Annotated in this window: 23 protein-coding genes and 5 pseudogenes; 11 read left to right on the forward strand and 17 right to left on the reverse strand. The window is 39.5% G+C overall.

The features are described from left to right. Positions 1-284 precede the first annotated feature (284 nt). Both pdxT and pdxS read right to left on the reverse strand, forming a co-directional pair. Positions 285-878, reverse strand: a complete 594-nt coding sequence (gene pdxT, locus GYO_RS32510; RefSeq protein ID WP_014114043.1) for a pyridoxal 5'-phosphate synthase glutaminase subunit PdxT — start codon at positions 876-878, stop codon at positions 285-287. Between the two features lies 1 nt (position 879). Continuing rightward, positions 880-1,767 (reverse strand): pyridoxal 5'-phosphate synthase lyase subunit PdxS, encoded by an 888-nt coding sequence (gene pdxS, locus GYO_RS32515; RefSeq protein ID WP_014114044.1) that lies wholly within the window; start codon positions 1,765-1,767, stop codon positions 880-882. Between the two features lie 129 nt (positions 1,768-1,896). Here pdxS and pdxR point away from each other — a divergent pair, with 129 nt between their 5' ends. Continuing rightward, complete coding sequence (gene pdxR, locus GYO_RS32520; protein WP_041520978.1) at positions 1,897-3,297, forward strand: MocR-like pyridoxine biosynthesis transcription factor PdxR; 1,401 nt, start codon at positions 1,897-1,899, stop codon at positions 3,295-3,297. Between the two features lie 353 nt (positions 3,298-3,650). Next, entirely contained in the window at positions 3,651-4,130 is a 480-nt protein-coding gene (locus GYO_RS32525; protein ID WP_052303543.1) for an asparaginase, read from the forward strand. Positions 4,131-4,465: 335 nt separating this feature from the next. On the opposite strand, the pseudogene GYO_RS43730 reads toward GYO_RS32525, so the two are convergent. Beyond that, positions 4,466-4,591 (reverse strand): annotated as a pseudogene (locus tag GYO_RS43730) (LacI family transcriptional regulator); the annotation flags it as partial. A gap of 1 nt (position 4,592) precedes the next feature. Between GYO_RS43730 and GYO_RS43370 the strand changes: the two are divergent. From GYO_RS43370 to GYO_RS32550, 5 genes and pseudogenes are all read left to right on the forward strand, one after another. Then, positions 4,593-4,958, forward strand: a pseudogene (locus GYO_RS43370) (GH32 C-terminal domain-containing protein); the annotation flags it as partial. Beyond that, the gene (locus GYO_RS32535) at positions 4,933-5,925 is read left to right on the forward strand and encodes a carbohydrate kinase family protein (protein ID WP_041520979.1); all 993 of its coding nucleotides are present in this window, start codon (positions 4,933-4,935) and stop codon (positions 5,923-5,925) included. The pseudogene GYO_RS43370 and the gene GYO_RS32535, both read left to right, overlap by 26 nt. A gap of 251 nt (positions 5,926-6,176) precedes the next feature. Continuing rightward, complete coding sequence (locus GYO_RS32540) at positions 6,177-6,737, forward strand: sugar O-acetyltransferase (RefSeq protein WP_014114051.1); 561 nt, start codon at positions 6,177-6,179, stop codon at positions 6,735-6,737. Between the two features lie 84 nt (positions 6,738-6,821). Next, a complete protein-coding gene (locus GYO_RS43375) occupies positions 6,822-7,019 on the forward strand; it encodes a DUF8096 family protein (protein WP_080010086.1) in 198 nt (65 codons plus the stop codon). Between the two features lie 199 nt (positions 7,020-7,218). After that, a complete protein-coding gene (locus tag GYO_RS32550) occupies positions 7,219-7,449 on the forward strand; it encodes a membrane protein (RefSeq protein WP_014114053.1) in 231 nt (76 codons plus the stop codon). A 9-nt stretch (positions 7,450-7,458) separates the two neighbouring features. Here the strand turns inward: GYO_RS32550 and GYO_RS32555 are convergent, their stop codons facing one another. The 4 genes and pseudogenes from GYO_RS32555 to GYO_RS32565 all read right to left on the reverse strand — a co-directional run bounded on the left by GYO_RS32555 (position 7,459) and on the right by GYO_RS32565 (position 9,689). Continuing rightward, positions 7,459-7,836 (reverse strand): UPF0715 family protein, encoded by a 378-nt coding sequence (locus GYO_RS32555; RefSeq protein WP_041521173.1) that lies wholly within the window; start codon positions 7,834-7,836, stop codon positions 7,459-7,461. A gap of 598 nt (positions 7,837-8,434) precedes the next feature. After that, complete coding sequence (locus tag GYO_RS44100; RefSeq protein WP_041520980.1) at positions 8,435-8,635, reverse strand: hypothetical protein; 201 nt, start codon at positions 8,633-8,635, stop codon at positions 8,435-8,437. Positions 8,636-8,846: 211 nt separating this feature from the next. Continuing rightward, positions 8,847-9,100: pseudogene (locus tag GYO_RS44105) on the reverse strand (UV damage repair protein UvrX); the annotation flags it as partial. Between the two features lie 36 nt (positions 9,101-9,136). Beyond that, positions 9,137-9,689: pseudogene (locus GYO_RS32565) on the reverse strand (SMI1/KNR4 family protein). Between the two features lie 86 nt (positions 9,690-9,775). Between GYO_RS32565 and GYO_RS32570 the strand changes: the two are divergent. Further along, the gene (locus GYO_RS32570) at positions 9,776-11,212 is read left to right on the forward strand and encodes a flavin monoamine oxidase family protein (RefSeq protein ID WP_146881500.1); all 1,437 of its coding nucleotides are present in this window, start codon (positions 9,776-9,778) and stop codon (positions 11,210-11,212) included. Positions 11,213-11,471: 259 nt separating this feature from the next. Here the strand turns inward: GYO_RS32570 and csaA are convergent, their stop codons facing one another. From csaA to GYO_RS32605, 7 genes and pseudogenes are all read right to left on the reverse strand, one after another. Further along, positions 11,472-11,804: a chaperone CsaA gene (csaA, locus tag GYO_RS32575; RefSeq protein ID WP_014114058.1), complete on the reverse strand. Its 333-nt coding sequence runs from the start codon at positions 11,802-11,804 to the stop codon at positions 11,472-11,474. A gap of 64 nt (positions 11,805-11,868) precedes the next feature. After that, a complete protein-coding gene (locus GYO_RS32580; protein WP_072183765.1) occupies positions 11,869-12,594 on the reverse strand; it encodes an AraC family transcriptional regulator in 726 nt (241 codons plus the stop codon). 14 nt (positions 12,595-12,608) lie between these two features. Next, positions 12,609-13,351, reverse strand: a pseudogene (locus GYO_RS32585) (GNAT family N-acetyltransferase). Between the two features lie 77 nt (positions 13,352-13,428). Further along, positions 13,429-14,004 carry a TetR/AcrR family transcriptional regulator gene (locus GYO_RS32590; RefSeq protein WP_014114060.1) on the reverse strand — a complete coding sequence of 192 codons (576 nt, stop codon included), beginning with the start codon at positions 14,002-14,004 and terminating at the stop codon, positions 13,429-13,431. Between the two features lie 5 nt (positions 14,005-14,009). Further along, complete coding sequence (locus tag GYO_RS32595) at positions 14,010-14,711, reverse strand: MBL fold metallo-hydrolase (protein ID WP_014114061.1); 702 nt, start codon at positions 14,709-14,711, stop codon at positions 14,010-14,012. Positions 14,712-14,783: 72 nt separating this feature from the next. Next, positions 14,784-15,266 carry a GyrI-like domain-containing protein gene (locus GYO_RS32600; protein WP_014114062.1) on the reverse strand — a complete coding sequence of 161 codons (483 nt, stop codon included), beginning with the start codon at positions 15,264-15,266 and terminating at the stop codon, positions 14,784-14,786. A 53-nt stretch (positions 15,267-15,319) separates the two neighbouring features. After that, positions 15,320-16,258, reverse strand: coding sequence for a helix-turn-helix transcriptional regulator (locus tag GYO_RS32605; protein ID WP_014114063.1), 939 nt, complete (start codon positions 16,256-16,258; stop codon positions 15,320-15,322). Between the two features lie 198 nt (positions 16,259-16,456). Here GYO_RS32605 and csk22 point away from each other — a divergent pair, with 198 nt between their 5' ends. Next, the gene (gene csk22 / locus GYO_RS32610; protein WP_014114064.1) at positions 16,457-17,002 is read left to right on the forward strand and encodes a mother cell-specific sporulation protein Csk22; all 546 of its coding nucleotides are present in this window, start codon (positions 16,457-16,459) and stop codon (positions 17,000-17,002) included. Between the two features lie 25 nt (positions 17,003-17,027). Here csk22 and czrA read toward each other — a convergent pair whose 3' ends face one another. Further along, on the reverse strand, positions 17,028-17,351 hold the full coding sequence (czrA, locus tag GYO_RS32615) for a Zn(II)-responsive metalloregulatory transcriptional repressor CzrA (protein ID WP_014114065.1): 324 nt from the start codon (positions 17,349-17,351) through the stop codon (positions 17,028-17,030). Between the two features lie 192 nt (positions 17,352-17,543). Between czrA and GYO_RS32620 the strand changes: the two genes are divergently transcribed. After that, entirely contained in the window at positions 17,544-18,221 is a 678-nt protein-coding gene (locus GYO_RS32620) for a lysozyme family protein (protein ID WP_014114066.1), read from the forward strand. A gap of 91 nt (positions 18,222-18,312) precedes the next feature. Here the strand turns inward: GYO_RS32620 and GYO_RS32625 are convergent, their stop codons facing one another. Next, positions 18,313-18,849, reverse strand: a complete 537-nt coding sequence (locus GYO_RS32625; RefSeq protein ID WP_014114067.1) for a DUF420 domain-containing protein — start codon at positions 18,847-18,849, stop codon at positions 18,313-18,315. A 137-nt stretch (positions 18,850-18,986) separates the two neighbouring features. After that, positions 18,987-19,769 (reverse strand): VLRF1 family aeRF1-type release factor, encoded by a 783-nt coding sequence (locus GYO_RS32630; protein ID WP_014114068.1) that lies wholly within the window; start codon positions 19,767-19,769, stop codon positions 18,987-18,989. Between the two features lie 170 nt (positions 19,770-19,939). Between GYO_RS32630 and GYO_RS32635 the strand changes: the two genes are divergently transcribed. Then, positions 19,940-20,437, forward strand: coding sequence for an N-acetyltransferase (locus tag GYO_RS32635; RefSeq protein WP_014114069.1), 498 nt, complete (start codon positions 19,940-19,942; stop codon positions 20,435-20,437). Positions 20,438-20,459: the final 22 nt, after the last annotated feature.

Consider the following 20,459-nt stretch of genomic DNA (forward strand, 5'->3'; position numbering starts at 1 on the left):
CGAAGGTAGCCCCTAAAGCAGAAAGGACATTGATACAGATTGTCCTGATGTTGATGCAAACTGAGGTAAAAATGATAAATAGAACAGAATATTTTTAGGCATTGCGATATTAGTGATAATCCCTTGCATATAATGTTTTTTAAGCGTTTCGTTAGCTGTATTCTTTAAGCTTATTCCATCACCTTTTTTAAAAGGTAGGAAATAGTTTTCCTTGTATTAACAATTAACAACCAAACAATATATTAGCTTAAAAAAGCAACCACACTGGTGGCTGCTTACATAATTTAACTAACTTTCCCTTCCTTTTGCTTCTGTTCCTCAACCATTTCCACAAATAGCTGAAGAAAACGAGTATCAGCAGTCAACTCTGGATGAAAAGCACAAGTAAGAACATTTCCTTCTCTTGCTGCAACAATTTTCCCATCATATTTTGCTAACACTTCTACATTTTGCCCCGCACTTTCAATATAAGGAGCCCGGATAAAAACAGCTTTAAAAGGATCCTCAAGTCCAGTTATATCAAGATCCACTTCAAAGCTGGCAATTTGCCGGCCAAACGCATTTCGCTTTACTGAAATATCTATAATTTCCAAGTAAGATTCATCTGAAGCAAGCTCCTTAGCGACTAACACCATGCCAGCACAAGTTCCAAAGATAACTTTTCCAGCCTTGTAAAATTCTTTTAATGGATCAAAGAAATCGTAACGGTCGATAAGCTTTCTCATCGTTGTACTTTCACCACCAGGAAGAATTAACCCATCATTTTGTTCAAGTTGCTCAGGTTTCTTGATGACAACAGCCTCTAATCCCAATGCTTTAATTTGTTTCACATGCTCTGAAACGGCACCCTGTAGTCCTAAAACTCCAATTATTGCCATCTTACCAACCTCGCTCTTGCATTCTTTCTTCAAGAGATAATTTTGAAATGTCGATTCCTTTCATCGCAGTTCCAAGCTCTTTAGAAAGCTTGCTGATTAGATCATAATCAGTGTAATAAGTTGTAGCTTGAACAATAGCATTTGCAAATTTTTCAGGATTTTCAGATTTAAAAATACCTGAACCAACAAACACTCCATCAGCGCCAAGCTCCATCATTAACGCAGCATCAGCAGGAGTAGCAATCCCTCCAGCAGCAAAGTTTACAACCGGAAGCTTACCCGTTTTTTGAATTTGTTTTAAAACCTCAAAAGGTGCTCCAAGTACTTTCGTTTCAGTCATTAATTCATCTTCGTTCATCACAGAAATTTTGCGGACCTGAGCAGTTACTTTACGCATATGGCGAACGGCTTCCACAATGTTACCTGTACCAGGCTCACCTTTAGTACGTAGCATTGCAGCACCTTCACCAATACGGCGTGCAGCTTCTCCAAGATCACGGCAGCCGCATACAAAAGGTACAGTGAAATCGCTCTTCAATAAATGGAACTCTTCATCAGCAGGTGTTAACACTTCACTTTCGTCAATGTAATCAACCCCCATTGCCTCAAGTACTTTTGCTTCTACAATATGACCAATACGAGCTTTAGCCATTACTGGGATGGATACTGCATTCATTACTTCTTCAACAATACGGGGATCTGCCATTCTTGCAACCCCACCCGCAGCCCGGATGTCAGAAGGAACTCTTTCTAATGCCATTACAGCAACAGCACCTGCTGCTTCTGCTACTCTTGCTTGTTCTGCATTGACAACGTCCATAATGACGCCGCCTTTTTGCATTTGAGCCATGCCTCTTTTTACAGTTTCAGTACCTAATGTTTTTTTCATTTGTTACACTCCATTCCATCAACTATTGTATTTAAAGAATATGTTGATTAGTATAAAAAGGAATTGACCACATTGAAAGTGCCAGTTTCTTAAAAAACAGAATGTCAGTTTTAAGGAGATGCAATGAAAATGGAAATGCTATCATGTCATTTAGATAGATCAAGTGATATACCTTTATATGAACAATTATATTTATATATAAAAAAAGAAATTATAGCAGGTCGCATACCATACGGGACAAAACTGCCCTCTAAACGAAAATTAGCTGATTTTTTAAAAATCAGTCAAAACCCAGTTGAGACAGCATATGAGCAATTGGTAGCAGAAGGATATATTGAGGCTTCTCCCCGCAGGAGCTATTTTGTTATGACGTATGAAGATTTAGAATATGTACAAACAAATCAATACTTACAAGAAAATACAGAAGAAGCTCAGGAATATATAAAATACGATTTCCACCCAAGCGCTATTGACACAAAGAATTTTCCATTTTCCGTGTGGCGCAAATATGCCCGAAATACAATCGACAAAAAGAATCATTCCTTGTTACTGCTCGGAGACTCACAAGGAGAGATGGTGTTGCGGCAAGAAATCGCTCATTATCTTTATCATGCAAGAGGAGTACATTGTTCACCAGATCAAATTATTGTTGGCGCAGGCATAGAAATTTTATTGCAACAGCTATTGCTCTTATTAGATAAAAAAATGGTATATGGTGTAGAAGATCCTGGTTACCATTTAATTTTACGAATTCTGAAGAGCTATCCAAATGAAGTGTACGCTCTTGAAGTAGATGAGGAAGGAGTAAAAGTAGATACGATTCATCATAAAAATATAAATGTCGTTTATATAGCACCATCCCATCACTTTCCATACGGAACTGTACTATCGGTAAATCGCAGGACTAAGTTGTTAAAATGGGCTGCAGCGAAAAAAAACCGCTATATTATAGAAGATGACTACGATAGTGAATTTCGCTATATCGGAAAATCAATTCCTTCCTTGCAAAGCATGGGTCTTGCTGAAAAAGTGATTTATTTAGGAGCATTTTCAAAATCATTGATGCCATCGATCAGAATTAGTTATATGGTGCTGCCAAGACACCTCTTGAAGCAATATAAAGAAAAGTTGTCATTCTATCACTCCCCCTCTGTCTCAAGAATTGACCAACACATTCTGGCTCAATTCTTGAAGGAAGGAGATTTCGAAAGGCATCTAAATAGGATGCGAAAGCTTTATCGCCGTAAGCTCGAAAAAGTTATAGAATTGCTAAAACCGTATGAAGATAAGCTCTCAATCATAGGAGAACACTCTGGACTTCACATAGTTCTTGTTGTTAATAATGGTATGAGTGAGGATGAACTGGTCAAAAAGGCATCTGAGGCACACATGAAAATTTACCCGATATCCACTTACTCACTCGAGAAAAAGTCTGAAAGTCCTCCAAAAATCATTCTTGGATTTGCCGGTATTCATGAAGATGAATTAGAAGATGCAGTGCAAATGTTGTTAAAGTGCTGGAGACTTTGATTTATTTTCATTCAAACAGAATACCCCTAGACATCCTTATCGGTTGGGATAAAAAAACAAAATAAACGTAGATACTGTGGTTTCCCCTATATTTTTATAAGTATGATACACATCTCCTGGGAAAACCACAGCTTCTCACAGAAGAAGCTCTGTAGACTTTATCTTCTATTTCAATTTCTATATTTCCAGTGGAAATGAAAACATATTCTTTAACGCCCTTATAATGAGGATTGGACTTAGGTACGCCACCTGATTTTATTTCCATTTTATAAACCTCAAATTTAGTTTCATTATCAAAAAGAATAAATGGACAAGTCATATAATTTCCGTCATCTTCTATCAAGTGGGTAGAATTGTCTGATTTCACTATTTTTATAGATGGTTGCGGCGTTCCTGTACATGGTATTCCTCTTTATAATGCAGCATTAGGTTACGCAAAGCTTGCATGCCCAGATGGACTGAAACCTGAGTTAAAAGATTCATGTGAGAGAGTTTTCTCAGCAATGAATAATGCACCTGAGATGGTAGCTGGTACAGGCGGATTCTGCACTGAACTTATAAAGAAGACTAACGGGAAACTTATTGGAAAGCTCGGATCTGACGGGGTATATTGTGTAGCAATTAAAGGATTGGACATTTGTATTGCAATAAAAATTGAAGATGGGAATTACTCTAGAGCAATAGCTCCGATTGTTATAAGATGTCTCGAGGATCTTGGTGTGTTAAATCCCTCGGAAACGAAAAATTTGAGATCATTTAAAAGTATGAATATAACCAATGCTTCAAATAGCGAAGTTAATGCTGCGTTTCACCTTGACGAGGCAGTTCATTGATCTAAAGTTATGACTCGAACTATAAACGAAGCATCCCGGAATGTTACTCTAGCACCTAATCATGAATTCCTCGATTGATTTTACTTCTAAATTAACCGTTAATGTAACGGCTTTTTCTCATCTCTAAGAAGATAAGCGAATCTTGTTTTACAATAGTAATACATTTTTCACTATTGTCTCCTCTGCCCTGCACCATGCAAATAAAACGGCAGGAATTATATTCCTGCCGTTTCATATCGTGTACGTTTCCCAATGAGATCGAACCAGATATCCCTTCCCTGATTATGTGAGAAATAATATTACTCCATTAAATAGAGTACGTACTCCAGCAATTTTTAAGTCGTCCCACCTTCAAAAAGCTGTACGGGCAAATACGTTTCAAGCGGCAAATCATCAAATTCGCCTTCAATTTGTTTTTCTAAAATCTCAATGGCTGTTTCGGAAATTAATTCGATCGGCTGATCAGTAGGTTTGAAGATTCTCGGCCTTGAAGAAGAAGAAACAGCTATCAAATACAGCATAACTGATCAAAAGCTCTCACTCGATTGCTCTAAGATGGGGAAATCGCGAGACAGTGTGAGAAATGCGCCGCTAGACGCAAATGGAAAGCTGACACTGCGTATATTTATCGACAGATCCTCGATCGAAGTATTCGCAAACCATGGAGAAATAACGATGACTAGCCGCATTTATCCGAAAAAAGATCGATTGGGAATTGAGCTTTTTTCTGAGAAAGGCGCTGTAAGGGTTGAGGAATTCACCTATTGGACTTTAAAAGACATCTGGAAGGAAGATGAATCGCTTGAAAAAGATATTTTGCATCGGTGAAACACTGATTGATTTCATTCCAGTCCAAAAAGAAAAGGCTTTACAAGATGTCACATCCTTTGAACGCGTTGCCGGCGGCGCGCCGATGAATGCGGCAATCGCTGCTGCAAAATACGGCGCACATGCCGTCATGCTGACGAAGATTGCTAACGATCATTTCGGGGATTATATAGTTGGCGTACTTAAAGAAAATGGCGTAGATACTTCTTTTATTATTCAAAGCGATCAAGGTGAAACCGGATTGGCATTTGTATCTGTAGACAAGTCTGGGGAAAGGAGCTTTCATTTTTATCGAAAAAATGCCGCCGATTTGCTGCTTTCACCGGATGAGTTGATGTCGGAAAGATTTAATCAAGGAGATATGCTTCACTTTTGTTCAATCGATTTAGTTGACAGTCCAATGAAACAAGCCCATATCAAAGTTATTGAGGACTTTCAAAGAATCGGTGGAATCATTAGCTTTGACCCCAATATCAGGCTTCCTTTATGGCCTGATGAGGCAAGCTGCCGTGAGACGATTCTGAGGTTTTTGCCTCTTGCGAATATCGTAAAAGTGTCCGATGAGGAATTGCAGTTTATCACAACCATTGATGACGAACAAGAAGCAGTCACATCGCTTTTTACCGGACTTGTTAATGTCGTTGTTCTGACAAAAGGAAACGACGGTGCGGCGATTTATTTAAAAAATGGCGAGTCGTACGAACATAAGGGATTTAAAGTAGCTGTTTGCGATACAACCGGTGCGGGCGATGCCTTTATCGGCGGCTTTTTATCTGAATTGATGTCAATCGGCATATCAAAGGAGACGCTGTGCGAACAAATAAGTAAACATCACCGGCGCTTGCTGACGTTTGCAAATGCAAGCGGAGCTCTCACTGCTTCTGTAAAAGGAGCAATTCACGCTGCACCGGGCAGACAGCATGTACTGAACTTTATTTCGGCTAGGACGGAAATCCAAGAAAAATAAGAACTTAGAAATAATCCACTCATATTTACTAAAGAAGAGTGGATTATTTCTCTTGCACTGCCCAACTCTTACAGTAGTTTAATGTAAACGTTCTGCCATGAAATAAAAAATACTGGTGACTTATCTACTGAACTACCTCAATAAAGACTTGCTTATGAGGATAACAAAGTCGTTTTACAGGAACTAACTTAATTTAATTTAAACCTTTTTTAAAATCAGACATTATTAAAACATAACAAGGGGAGATATTAATGATAAAAGAAAAAGAGAAAATGTTAGCCGGGGATTTATATAATCCGTCGGACCCCGAGTTAGCAAAAGACAGACAAAACGCAAGCCAACTTGTTAGAATTTACAATCAATCTACAGAAACCGAAGTAGTTAAACGGGTTAATTTATTGAAAGAGTTACTTGGTTCATCAGGAGAAAACGTATATATGCAACCCAATATTAGGTTTGATTATGGATATAACACTTATGTAGGCGATAACTTTTTCGCAAATTTTGATTGTACAATTTTAGATGTATGTGAAGTCCGATTTGGTGATAACTGTATGCTTGGACCTAGTGTGCAAATCTATACGGCTACACACCCACTTCATCCAACAGAACGCAATTCAGGGTTAGAATATGGAAAACCCATTACTTTCGGAAATAATGTATGGATTGGGGGAAGTTCAGTAATAAATCCAGGAGTTACGATAGGTAACAATGTGGTTATTGCTGCTGGTTCTGTTGTTACTAAAAATGTGCCAGATAATGTTGTTGTTGGGGGCAATCCAGCTCAATTAATTAAACATCTCGAAATATAATACACTAGCGTTTTCGATCAGTAAAAGAGGTATGATCCTTAAATCAGTTAGGCTTTATTCTGTTTCAACAGCTGGAACCAGCATATCGCATCTTTTATAATTAACGGGAACGATACTTCAATAATTTATGATTACAAAGATTATCCAGATGTGAAATACGGTCGCTGCGACAATTGCGATTACACTTTGTTCAAAAGCACTGTAAAAAGTGGTGTATTCTTGCGTGAATGCCGGCGTTGTGGGATGAAAAAGAGCATTTATTTTAATGCTCTTTTTGCTTAAGCCCTTTCTTTCTATTCCTTCTGTAACCTGCATAAGAGCCGCCAAAAATAGCGATAAACATTGCAATCCAAATGAATATATTCAAGTCAAATCCCCCAATTTTAAATAAAACACTTCTTTTATCTTGATTCTTTATGCTCTCGGATTAAGACGCGTAATCATGTTAAGGTTAATTCATGACTGCATAAGGAGTGATACCTTGCTAAAAGTTGCAAAAATTTCGGTTTCTTGCATTGCATTAGTCTTGTGCGTATACTCACTGTTCAATCAAAATGAATTATTGTTGATTGTTGTGCAATTATTTGTTGCCGCCCTTTTATCATTAGTCGGAGTTGAAGCGATATTAAGCAAACAAAAACTGTCTGGATATTTACTGTTTGGATCAGCAGCCTTCTTACTTGTTGTAAACGGTGTGAAATTCATGATTTAATTTAATGTGTTAATTTCGTAGGAATATCGAATCCCAAAACCAATAAATAAACGCAGCTACAATACTCATAATGTAATACTCAAAGCTTCTGAACACGGTAAGAGCATTTGGCGGATAATCAACAAACCAGAACAAAAACACAGCTGAAAAGGCCACTGCAATATAAATTAAAAAATTGATCAAACTGAATTTTCTGCGCCTTCTTCTTAGCCACACTTGCAAAGGGACAGCAAACACCAAGTAAGTGATTAAAGCGTAAAATGCAATGATGCCGATAGTGACTAATGCGATTGCCATAAAACCGGAGTAAACAAACATATACAGACCAAAGATTAGACCATATGACAAACTTGAAATTGCCAGAGTATAAACATAACTGTTTACCATTTTATTAGATAGCAATTTTATCCTCCTGTCGTAGAAAAACCTATAACAGTGCAGAACTTTACTTAAGCCAAATAGCTTTAGCAGCATCTATTTTTGACGTCATGGTGGATGCCCGAATCCAAATTCAAAGAGGATGAAATTTAAACTTGCATTAGCCACCTTGTCAGTTGTCGTAGGGTTAGCAATTTTTAGTGGCTTTCCATCCTCGAATGACAAAGGATTCCATGAAGCTAAAAGGAACATTACTTCTATTCAACCAACCAAGTTTTTTGTCTAATGTTTAACCGGTTAGAAGCATTATTGAACAATGGGTGCTACTAATTTGTCAACTCTTGATTAATCATTAGCTAATTAAATTAAAAAGGCTGCACTACAAAATACAGTTTCAAAATAAAATTTTAATGGTTAACTTTCAAAAAGGCTTATATGAAATGAATCAGAGGACTATTGAAAAATTGAGTACATGATTCTTCAGTAAATCTTGTACAAGTGATGGATAACATGATATTGCCCGCCCGTACCTGGATCATCAGAAACCGGATTTTATTTTAGAGTTAATATGATTAGACATAATAAGTCATATATCGACGAAAGTTTGTTACCACAAATGCAAAGCAAGAAACGAAAGCGCCCATGCCAATATGCCGAACATTACAAAGAACCTTAGAAAAGTCTCATATTTTGTAAGTCTTCGTTCTCTTTTTGTTTTACCCAATCTCCAATAAAGGGCGTAGCCGGAGAACAATAAAATTATTTGTCCAAGTTGCGACACAGATTCTAAAAATTCTATACCATTCATTGATTTTCACCTCGTTTATTTATGAGAATAGTAAAGTAGATTTTTATTATCTCAGATGAAAAATCCATTTCCAACAGTTTATGTAAAAACTAGAAATCTGTCTAATGGTATGTTTTCTTTATCCAGCAGAACCATAAGTGTACGGTGGCAGAATACGTTATGTTTCTCCATTAAAGCAACAAATTAACATTGAAGATTTATCATCTTATTTTTATGATTTATGTCCACCAGTTAGCCCAGCTCTATGAAGTGCTGTCCCTGCCGATGTATTAGAAGCTGCTATCGGAATCGCTTTTGATCCGTATTTGCTTCTAATCCCATCCATAACGAATCCAGGCTTCTTCTCTTCTCATTATCCGCTTCAAGTAAACTCAACTGTTGATTAACATCATTCTCAATATTAGAAAGAGTGACTGAGATACTTCGCACTGTCTTTCCCGAATAAAACTTATTGAAGGGCATCAAGCTGAAAAGCCAAACCTGACTGTCTTTTACATTGCACTATCTTGTTCTATAATAATTCTCTGCGGTATAATAGCGCCATTCCCAAAAAGTTGCCCCATTAGATTGTATATACCGGTCTATAAATATCTCAAAGTTTACATTTAATGGTGTATACTCACCCAATTGAAATATAAAAAGATAGTTGGGATCACCTTTGTCCAATTTATCTTTGTCGATCATCAAATGACAACCTTCTAATAAGTGACCAATTGGGATGCCATTGATGCCTTCAAACAAATCCTCATATTTTAATTCTTCTTCAATCTCTTCAAGACTAAATAAATAAAGTCCTCCACCTATATTCTCCCCATCAGCAAGAACCTCAAAAATTTTCGCACTATTATGTTGTGTAATAAACTTCTGATAATCATCTGGAAGTTTAAGTTGATACTTCGCTTCAAAGTTGAGAATTTCATTAAGTGCTGCTTGGTTCGGAGAAAAAGTAACAAGACATTCCATGATATACCCTTCCGAACAAAACAATTTAATAGCCCCCTTTTTCATCTAAGAGACTTTTCAAACCATTTGTTCTTTTAACGAGAATCAACAAATTCCAAAAGATGTGAATAGATCGTGATAGCTGCCCTTTTCACTGAATATAATGCAATAAATTCAAAAAAGAGGTGCCCCCCAAAAGTGAATTCTCTAATGAATGAAGATATGATAAAGATCATTAGAAATGGCCTTAGCGCATCACATCATCCAAAGCATATTATTGTTGTGGGAGCTGGATTGGCCGGGCTTGTATCAGCATCTTTGCTAAGAAATGCCGGTCACAGAGTAACGATTCTTGAAGCGAGCGGTAGAGCAGGCGGCCGTGTCTGCACGTTGAGATCTCCCTTTAGTGATGGGTTGTATTTCAACGTTGGTCCGATGCGCATACCGAATATCCATATGTTAACCTTAGAATATATAAAAAAATTCAGGCTGCCAACAAATGTATTTATCAACAGAACCCCAATGGACATCATTTACACGAATGGAGTCAAAACACGTCTCCATCTTTTTGAACAAAATCCTGGAATATTAAGATACCCCGTTGCACCAAACGAACAAGGGAAAACCGCTGAAGAGCTGATGCTTTCTGTATTGCAGCCTATATTAAATTTTATTAATCAAGATCCTGCAAGAAATTGGCGGATTGTTGAAAAACAATACAAGAATTATTCGTTAAGCTCTTACTTAAACACTTTCTTTTCATATGGCGCGATCGATATGATAGGTATACTTCTCGATATGGAAGCGTATATGGGTATGTCCCTTGTTGAAGCGTTACGGGAATCCGTCTTTTTTACATCACCAACTCACTTCTATGAGATAACAGGCGGCATGGATCGGCTTCCTCATGCGTTTCTTCCTCAATTAAAAACAAATATTCTATACCATCAAAAAATGATGAAAATTTCTCAAAATGAGAACAGTGTTACGATCCATTGTCAGCATCAACAAACAGCAGAACATGTAACGTTCACAGCTGATCTCGCTATTGTAACCATTCCTTTTTCAACATTGCGATTTGTGAAAGTCGAACCATACCATTCTTTTTCCTACTATAAACGGAGGGCAATTCGCGAACTGAACTATATGAGCGCAACAAAAATCGGCATAGAGTTTAAAAGTCGATTTTGGGAAAAAGCCGGGCAGCGCGGCGGCAAATCTATTACTGATCTTCCGATTCGATTTTCGTATTATCCAAGCACTGGTATTGGAGCAAATGGACATGCTGTTGTTCTGGCGAGTTATACTTGGGCAGATGAGGCACTGATGTGGGACAGTCTTTCAGAAGGAGAGCGTATTCAGTATACTTTACTGAATTTATCTGAAATATATGGCGATATTGTATGGTCAGAATTTGTGTCCGGCGCCTCTTTTAGCTGGAGTCAGAACCCTTATTCTGCGGGAGCCTTTACAGCTTTCGAACCAGGACAAGAATTAGAGCTGTATCCTTATATCCCTGTCCCTGAGGGAAGAGTTCATTTCGCTGGAGAACATGTCTCACTTACCCATGCGTGGATGCAAGGTGCGATTGAATCTGGAATACGTACCGCTTATGAAGTTAATCGTTTATCTTAGATCCTGCTCTCATCTTGTACTAAAGCTCGTTGAATAGCAGAATTTCATATAATCAAGATCATAATCAGATGTACAAATTCAATTACAATAACAAAGTAATCCTTGCATTCCTTCACCCGCCATGCTATATTCATATAGCGATGAGCTGAATTGTGTAAGCCGATGTACATGCCCTTTGCGGCGCACACGAATGTGGCGTGTGGTGCATCGCCTCAATACGCAAAGACGTTTGCCTTAGGCAAACGTCTTTTTTTGTGTGTTATCCGATTATTGTGCCGTTTGGAACGGGCTGATCTGGCTGCAATAGGACGACATCCCTCTGGCCGGGGATGCCCCCAAGAACCAGCACTTCCGATTTAAATCCGGCGATCCGGCGCGGCGGAAAGTTGACGACTGCTATGATTTGCTTGTTGATAAGATCTTCGGGCTGATAGCGGTTCGTGATTTGCGCGCTCGATTGCTTCATGCCGATTTCTGCTCCAAAATCAATCACAAGCTTAATCGCCGGGACTCTTGCTTCAGGAAATTCCTCCGCTTTTACAATAGTGCCTGTTCTAATATCCAATTTCTCAAAGTCCTCAATGACTGCCATATCAATAACTCCTTTTTCTCCTATTATAAAAGAGATATCCAAGGTTCGTTTAACCAAAGAACCATCATTTTTTATCCGAATATAAGGTGTTTCGATATAGCCGGGGCGGCATGCCTGTACTTTTTGTGAACCATCTTGTAAATGAAGAAAGATTTTGAAAGCCCAGCGCCTCGCTCACGACGGTAAGGGTTTCATTTTTCTCTATCAGCATTCGTTTCGCTTCCTCAAGCCGAAGATTGGCAATATAGTGCTGCGGAGACTTCCCCGTCTGCTTTTTGAACCAGTTTGAATAGTAAGCTGGGTGGTAATGCTCGATTTCTGCCAGCTTCTTAATTGTCAGCCGCTCAGATAAATGGCTGTGGATATAAGCAATTGAGGCGTAGGTATGGGATTGCAGCTTTTCTTTTATGTATTGAACAAGCATATGCAGCGAGTTCGCTGTTCCGGCCTTTGCTTCCTCTGTCAGCAAGTACCTGATCGAAGACCAGAAAGGATCAATCGCAGCTTCAATGCCCGATCCTGCATGATACTCATCAATTTTCATTGCATGAAGCGGAACATCCAGTACAAGACATTCATTTCTACCGATTGAACGGAAACGATGCTCGCACTCCGGCGGAATATATAAAAAATGATCCGGCTTTAATTTCACCTCGCGTCCCTCTGTCTCAAGATCAATACTCCCTTCAAGCGGAAAAAGAAATTGGCTGTACCCGTGCTTATGTGAATGATAAAGGCGTGTGTATGTCCGTTTTTCGCAAATAATCTCTTGAAGCGAGTCCATCAGCAAGCTCCTTTCTTTGATCATCTTTTAATCCGATAATGGTGTTCAGATATAGGCGAAAATCCGATTTTTTCATATAAAGAAACTGCCGCCAGGTTTTCTTTTAGCACTTGTAAAAACATGTGCTTTGCCCCGTTGCTGATTGCCCATTCAGTCAACGCCCTGATCACTTGGGTCCCTGCCCCTTTTCCTCTATGCTCCTTGGCTACAACGATTTACTGAGTCCGCCATAGCCATCAATGACAGAAGCCGTTCCAACTGCTGTCAGGCTCTCTTGGTCATACATCGTGAAAAAGGTTTTACACGACGGCATACGTTCGAAAATGTTTGTGTAGCCTTGATGCCGCTCCGGAGAAAATTCTTCCAATTGAATAAAATGATCAATCCAAACAGAAGACGGCTCCTCCTCCCACTTGTATGTAAATCGACTGTTGTCATCAGTATGGCTCATAATGTCCCAGCCCAATGCTGTCATCTGAAAGCACTCGTCTGCCTTTTCATATCCGCTGTCTGCCAATACGGCATCAAGCCCTTTCGGAGATGCATTGCTGATATGAAAACAAACAGGCAAGCCTAAGCTTTTGTAAAAATGCTCGGCCTCTTGCTGGAAATCTCCTTCAGGCGTATCCGCAGAGGTCCACACGCTGTTCGCCCTTTTGGTTACGCCAAAGTTCGCTCGAAGAAGCCATTGTCCCATGTTTTTCTGAATATAAGACGGCCATGAAGCTGCCGCTAACTGCTCAATTTTATGAATGTCATCCATAGCCTGATGTCTCTCCTCTGTGTATACTACCATGACATTATACAATATTCAGAAATATAAGACATCTATTTCTTAGTTTACATAACATTTTTATTGTTTATTGATAAGCCGGACAAAAACGTCCGAATTGAAAATGACAGACTTTCTGAAATATCCTCTTCACGTTCAAATGCTTCTTTTGCGATTAAAGTCGTAAAGCCATGCAGCAGGCTTCTAAGCCCCCTTGTCGCATGAATGGCAGTCTTTTCGCTTGCATAGCCGTTTTCAATGAGCAGGTTCGTAACAATCCGGACAATTTGGTCTGACACGATTTCCGCCCTCTTATCCTGAACCTTAAGCAAAGCCGCTTCATAATATCCGGGATTTTCAACTGCAAAATCAACATATGCCTGAGCTAAAGAAAGCATAGCGGAATCTCCTTTTTGTTCGGTTACGGAGTCTGCCATTTGATCTAAAAGCCTTGTCAGCCCGCTGACAGCAAGCTCTGTTCTGATCGCTTGCAGCCCGTTGATATGATTATACAGCGACGGAGGGCGTACATTCATTTTTTTAGACAGTGCGGCAAGCGTGACACCATTCAAGCCTTCCTGATCGGCAATCTCCGCTGCGGCGTCTACAATCATTTTTTGGCTCAATCCTATTCTCGGTGACATGCTCATCATCCTTTCTTTGCTTTTTGGATTGCCTGTCTCATCCGCTCTGAGGGTGATTTCAGGAAATTCCCATGTCCGACTGCTAGACAGGAAGGCGCCTTGTCGGCAAGCAATTGTGCGCTTTTAATGGCTTCCTCCTTATTCCATGTGGCGAAGGCTGGAAAAGGAAACGCCCATTTTATCTGGCCTGATACAGCGATTCCTCCGCGCAACTGAAACGCATCTCCTGCTATGATCGTGCCGTTTCTTGTATCAAGAAATGACATGCTGCCCGGTGTATGGCCCGGTGTAGAAATTGCAAGCAAAGAACCAATTGTTTCACCGCCCGTCAACAGATGGTGTGGCTTTGTTTGCACGTGTTTCGGAATACCTCCTTTTATAGGAGTATGCGGCTCATCATGACGCAAAGATGTGTCACCTTTCAGCAGGAAAGAATCCCGTTCTGAGATCATCACCTTTGCATGAGGAAATGCTTGTGTCAGTGCATCCAGTGATCCGACATGATCCCCATGAGCATGGGTCAGTAAAATATGATGAAGCGGTTTTCCTAACTGGTTTACAGCTTGAATAATTCCTTTATAGCTGTCCGGAAGTGCGGCATCAACAAGGGTGACTTCGTTTTCTTCCTCTACTAAATAGCAATTGACCGGAAACAAAGCTGGAAAAAAAGTCAGCTGCCAAACTGTTTGATACTGGGTAATTCTCATTTATTTATCCCCCTAATAAAAACTAATGGTGTTAGTTTTATTATTAACTAACACCATTAGTTTTTCAAGAGTTTATGAATGTTTTATGGCAACATATATGTTAACTTGTGCTCTCTGAGGTACTGTTGCACTTTGATCATACATTTCAAAGTCACCTGTAAATGTACGCAGATGACGCTTATCCCAAGTCCAAATTTCCTTCCAGGTTTCGTACACAACCTCTTCAATAGGGCCGATTTTTGAAGTAAAAACGGCATACGCGGAAGCCGGCAAATCAATGTTTTCATATGGTTCCGGAAGAGTCCGGCTGTCCGCCTGAAACGTTCCGATTGAAAACGTGTAAAACCCTTTCGTCTCCTGTTCGTAATTGGAATATAAGGAAATAATGCTCTGATCTGTTGCCTGTGAGAAAAGAACGCTCATATCCTTCTTCCAGAATTGGTCCCATAGTGCCGGGATCCGCCTTTCTTCCGTCATTTCCAATGCGTTGCTTGTCCGTTGTGACAGTCCGGCAAACCATTTCTGTTCTAAGTGTGTCATATGTGAAAAACTCATAAGATCCCTCCTTTTTACCTAGATTATAAAAAAAGAAACCTGACAGCAGTGTGTCAGGTTTCATATACTTTTTGCATTTGGCGAATGGTATCTTTTACTTTATCCCGTATATGAAGAGGTTGCAGAACCTCAATATCCTTTCCGAACTGCAGCAAAAAACCGATCAGCCATTGATCTTCAGGAAGAGAAATCACTGCCCGGCAGTTTTCATCTTCATCGTAAAGAAAAACGTCATGTCCGAACCATTCAAATATGCGCTGACGTGCTGACGGCTGAACGAGAATAACCAGTTCAGTTACACGGTCCTTTTGGTACCAGTTCTTATCCCACGGCAAGGTCTCCAGCTGGATTTCTTTTCTGATAAAGGACTGATGTAATATGGTCAGATCTTTCATTCGGTTAAGTTTAAAAAAGCGAAAATCATGTCTAACCAGACAATAGGCATATAAATACCAGTGTCCCGCCTTGCAAACCAATGTATAAGGTTCCGTTTCACGCTGAAGTGTTTCCCCGCTTGCGTTAGTATATGTAAATGATATCGTTGACAATCGATCGATGGCGGCGCTGATTTTCTCACGAAGCGCCTTTTGATCTTCAGTCTGGCCCCAAGCCGTCATGTCAATAAACCATTTTTCAGTTTGGTGCTTAAATGCTTCAGCTGACTGCTCAGGTATGAGGTGCTTGATTTTTTGATAAGCTGTGCTGTGAGAAACAGGTTCATACATAGATGAGACACTCTGCAAAGCGGAAGCGATCGCAAACAGCTCCTCCTCTTTCAGCCACTCTCTCTCAAGCCGATACGTCTCCATAATGCCAATTCCGCCCCCGGAGCCCTGTGAGGTCACAATTGGAATACCAGCTCTATTGATCGTCTCAATATCACGGTAAATTGTTCTGACGGATACTTCAAACAGCTCAGCAAGTTCAGCTGCCTGCACTTGTTTTTTGCTGATTAATAACACAACCATCGCTAACAAACGTTCCAGTTTCATTATGCGCACCTTTTCTTTCTTTTATTTTACAATCCTAACATTTTTATAAAGCTTGGGCATATCTATTATGCGGCCAAATACACCTTGCATATGTTATGAAAACAGGGGTTTCCCCTTCTTTTTTGTGTTCAGTATTGATTTCAGCTACTATTTCGAACCGGATAAGCATACACTTCTCATCGGAGGGGATTTCACATCATGCATCTTACACTTCAAAGCGTTTATCCTGCCATGATTATCATCTTTTTTCTGTATAAAAAAATTAAAAGGTCCATCGGATATCAGCCGCTGAAGCCTCGCTGGCTGTTCACCCGTATGATTCTTTTCTCGCTGTTTGCTTTTGGTCTTTCAATATTCAGCGTCATTCACCCTTTTTTATATGGATATCTCATTTTCGGCATTCTTGGCGGATGGCTCCTTGTCGTTTTCGCAAAGAAAAACATCTCCTTTGAAAAGCGCAGAGGAAAAATTTATTTTCGGACTCATATTTGGGTAGAAGTCATTCTTTTAACCTTGTTTCTATCAAGATTTCTGTATCGAGTGACAGAGCTTTATCTTACCTCGCCTGATCTCAACAGCCTTGGATCTTACAGTCAGTCAATTGGAACGGACCCTCTGACAATTGGCGTTTTTTTTCTGATAGCCGTTTATTATATCGGTTTTTCTTCTTTTGTCATCAAGCTCAGCAGAAACGAACTCGATCAGAACGGACACAATAAAGAAAAAGACATCCTTGCCCGCTAACAGCGATTAAGCAAGGATGTCTTTTTTAATCATGTTGTGTATGATGGATCATTTGTTGAAGAACATCTAACACGTGTTCATCCTCCGGTGAGTAATAAATGGATGTTCCTTCTCTGCGCGATTTGACAAGCCGGAGATTTTTTAAGAATCTGAGCTGGTGGGAAACAGTGGATTGCAATAAATTCAGCTTTTCTGCAATTCCGTTCACTGCATGTTCACCTTGGGATAATAAATGGAGAATTCTGATTCTGGTAGGATCAGAAAGCGCTTTGAATGTTTGCGCGACTAGAAACAAGGTTTCCTCATCAAGATCAGCAGCCGTTCGGTCCGTTTCTCTAAATTCAGTCATCTGTATCACCTTTCTTTATTCATAGTTTTATCTTATAACAAATGTGCTTGGGTGCAAACCAGCCTGCTTATGTTCCAATTCAATCTCTTAGTTTAAATTTATGTTTCAAATCAGGTTTTTACTTGGTCTGATATATCGTTCTATGTCATAATAAAAAGGTCATACTGCTCCAAACATTGAGGGTGAAACACAGTGAAGAAAAAGAGAAAAGGCTGTTTCGCTGCTGCGGGTTTTATGATGATTTTTGTCTTTGTCATCGCCTCTTTATTATTGGTCTTGCTTTTTTTCAACCGGGATTTGATCAAAAAACTTCCAATCGATACGAAAACGATAGTTTTGGAACGTTTAACCGATTATAAACCGCTGGTGGAAGACGAGCTTGAAAACCAAGGACTCTCTAATTATACATCACTCATTCTAGGCATGATGTATCAGGAGTCAAAAGGAAAAGGCAATGATCCCATGCAGTCCTCTGAATCTCTGGGGTTAAAACGCAATGAGATAACAGACCCTCAACTCAGTGTTAAACAAGGCATCAAGCAATTTACCCTCATGTACAAGACCGGTAAGGAAAAAGGTGTGGATTTGGATACCATTATTCAAAGCTACAACATGGGGGCAGGTTACATTGATTTTGTAGCTGAACATGGAGGAACGCATACTGAGGAATTGGCAAAACAATACTCCGAGCAGCAAGTCAAAAAAAATCCTGATCTGTATACGTGCGGGGGAAATGTGAACAATTTCCGCTATCCGTATTGCTACGGTGATTACACGTATGCGGAAAAAGTAAAAGAAAAAACAAAAACTGTTGAAGAATCTTTGCAGGTTGCAACACTTGAAACCATGGAATCAAAGGCTCATAAATAAGAGTCTATCAATTTACTGACAAAAGCCCAAAACAGATTTGGGCTTTTGTCATGTTTAAAAACGTTTAAAAAAGCCATACGGAGTATGGCTTTTAATAATAAGGTGATATCATCAGATATACAACAACGCCTGTAAGGCTTACATACAGCCACAGGGGCATTGTCCATCTGGCAATTTTTTTATGGCGCTCCACCTGCATGCTGAAGCCTCTGATCAGCGTAAACAGCGCAAGCGGCACAATGATCGCAGAAAGGCAAATATGCGTAATTAAAATAAAGAAGTAGATCGGGCGCATAATCCCTTCTCCGCCATACAGCGTATTCTCCGCAATCGAGTGGTAAACAACATAGCAAATCAAAAATAGTAATGTTGTTGTGAATGCGGCTAAAATAAAGCGTTTATGAGCTTTGATATTTTTCTGTTTAATCATAATCAGCGCGGCCAATAAGAAGATAAACGTAAAGCTGTTGAATATCGCATTCAGCATTGGCAAAATGTGAATATTCGCATGGCTGAACTGATCTAATTTAGGCATAAAAAACAGCACTGCGATTAAACCGTTAATCAGAACTGTCAGCGTAAGGACAATCCCCGTATAATTTTTCGGTTTATTTTCTGTTTGATTCATTTGGTGACCTCTCCTAATTTGTACTGGCTATCCAAATCGTATGCAAATTCAAAGAAGATGTCAACGTTTTCGACTGCTTCGTCAGAAATTAGACACACTTCAAAGGCCGGCGGCTTTTAGCCCCGGCCCTGTTAGGTTTACGCCTCTTTGATCAAATGCTCAACGGCCTTATATTCATTTTCATTCAGCAGGTTCTTTTGAATTTTCGAATGAATAGGTTTATTCATGTGCTGATCCAAGATATCCGCCGTTTCTTTATCACCGGCGATAACCATTCGTTCCCATCTTTTCGCGGCCGCTTTTTGATCTAGATTGGCAGCCAGTCGCTTATACAGTCTCGTTTGGTTCTCCCTTACATGTTCCCTCATCCGGTTCTCTTCAAATGGTACCGCTTTTTTTGCAGAGGAATGGCAATTCTCCCAAGACTCATTGATGATATCGTACTCATAATGCTCAACCGCCTCAATTTTGCCTAAAACGGTTTCAATAATTTTCACTTCATGCTGCTGAGTTAAAATAAACGCCGTACTTGGGTACGTTTGGCGCAAATCCTTCAACTGATCCAGAACAGCTGTTTCTTCCCAGTAAAATCTTGTTTCTACAGGGATTTGAAGCTTAATTGGTTCCCATATACCGCTATCGGAAACAAAAAATACGAGACTGCGGGGCATGTCTTTTCCCATTTCATTGAGGTATTGATCAATTTTCGTTCTGATTCCATCCAGACACTTCTCTTCCACTGGATCACTTGCTGCCAAATACTCTTTCAATCTGCCGAATCCTGATTTTAGGGCAATTTTCCATTCTCCCCCCTGTTGCTCTGGATCTCTCATGTCTGTATTAAGATATAGGGAGAGAATTTTATCCGGCGGTTCCAATTGGACATACTGTAATTTATTAATCAATGAATCAATCGCCATTCCGATTCCTCCTTTTTCACAGGTTAGTTTTCTTTATCCTCTCTTAAAAACGATCAAACCTTACTTTGCGCTAATTTCTAGTAATAATGGATTTGTTATTTACAATGCCCCTCTCATCTAATACAATTGGTAACTGTGTTTCTAAGCTGATTTTTGAAAGGAGATTGATCTTGTTTACTGTTAAAGAAAAAAATCGTCAAGAACTTGAGGAAGAACTACATGATTTAGAATTTCAAATTTACCGCATGCAGGAGAATATGAAGGATCTATCCAAAGACGCCAAAGTGCTTGGTATTGATCAATCGAAACATGAAGAGTGGATGATCGTTTCCTCGATTGATGATGGCCAAACATGCAAAATTATGCTTACCGATTGTAAAACGGCTTATAGAGGAAAAGGCTGTTTTTCACTTGTAGCGTCTTACAAGGACGATGCCATTCATATCGGCGACATAAAAGGCCCTCCGAATCACGGATTTGGTTCCATTTGCATGAAATATTTAAAAGATATCGCCAGAGAACACAATATACCGAAAGTCACCGGCGACATTGCCAAACGGGACTGGAATCATGTAGACCGGCTGATTCATTTTTATGAAAAACATCAATTCAAAGTATGCGTCGATCATGATACACAATCAGGCTGTATTAAGTGGGTTGATTTGTAAAAAAGTCTGGATGAATGTGCCA

The sequence above is a fragment of the Bacillus spizizenii TU-B-10 genome (genome assembly GCF_000227465.1).
In the GTDB taxonomy this organism is placed as follows: domain Bacteria; phylum Bacillota; class Bacilli; order Bacillales; family Bacillaceae; genus Bacillus; species Bacillus spizizenii.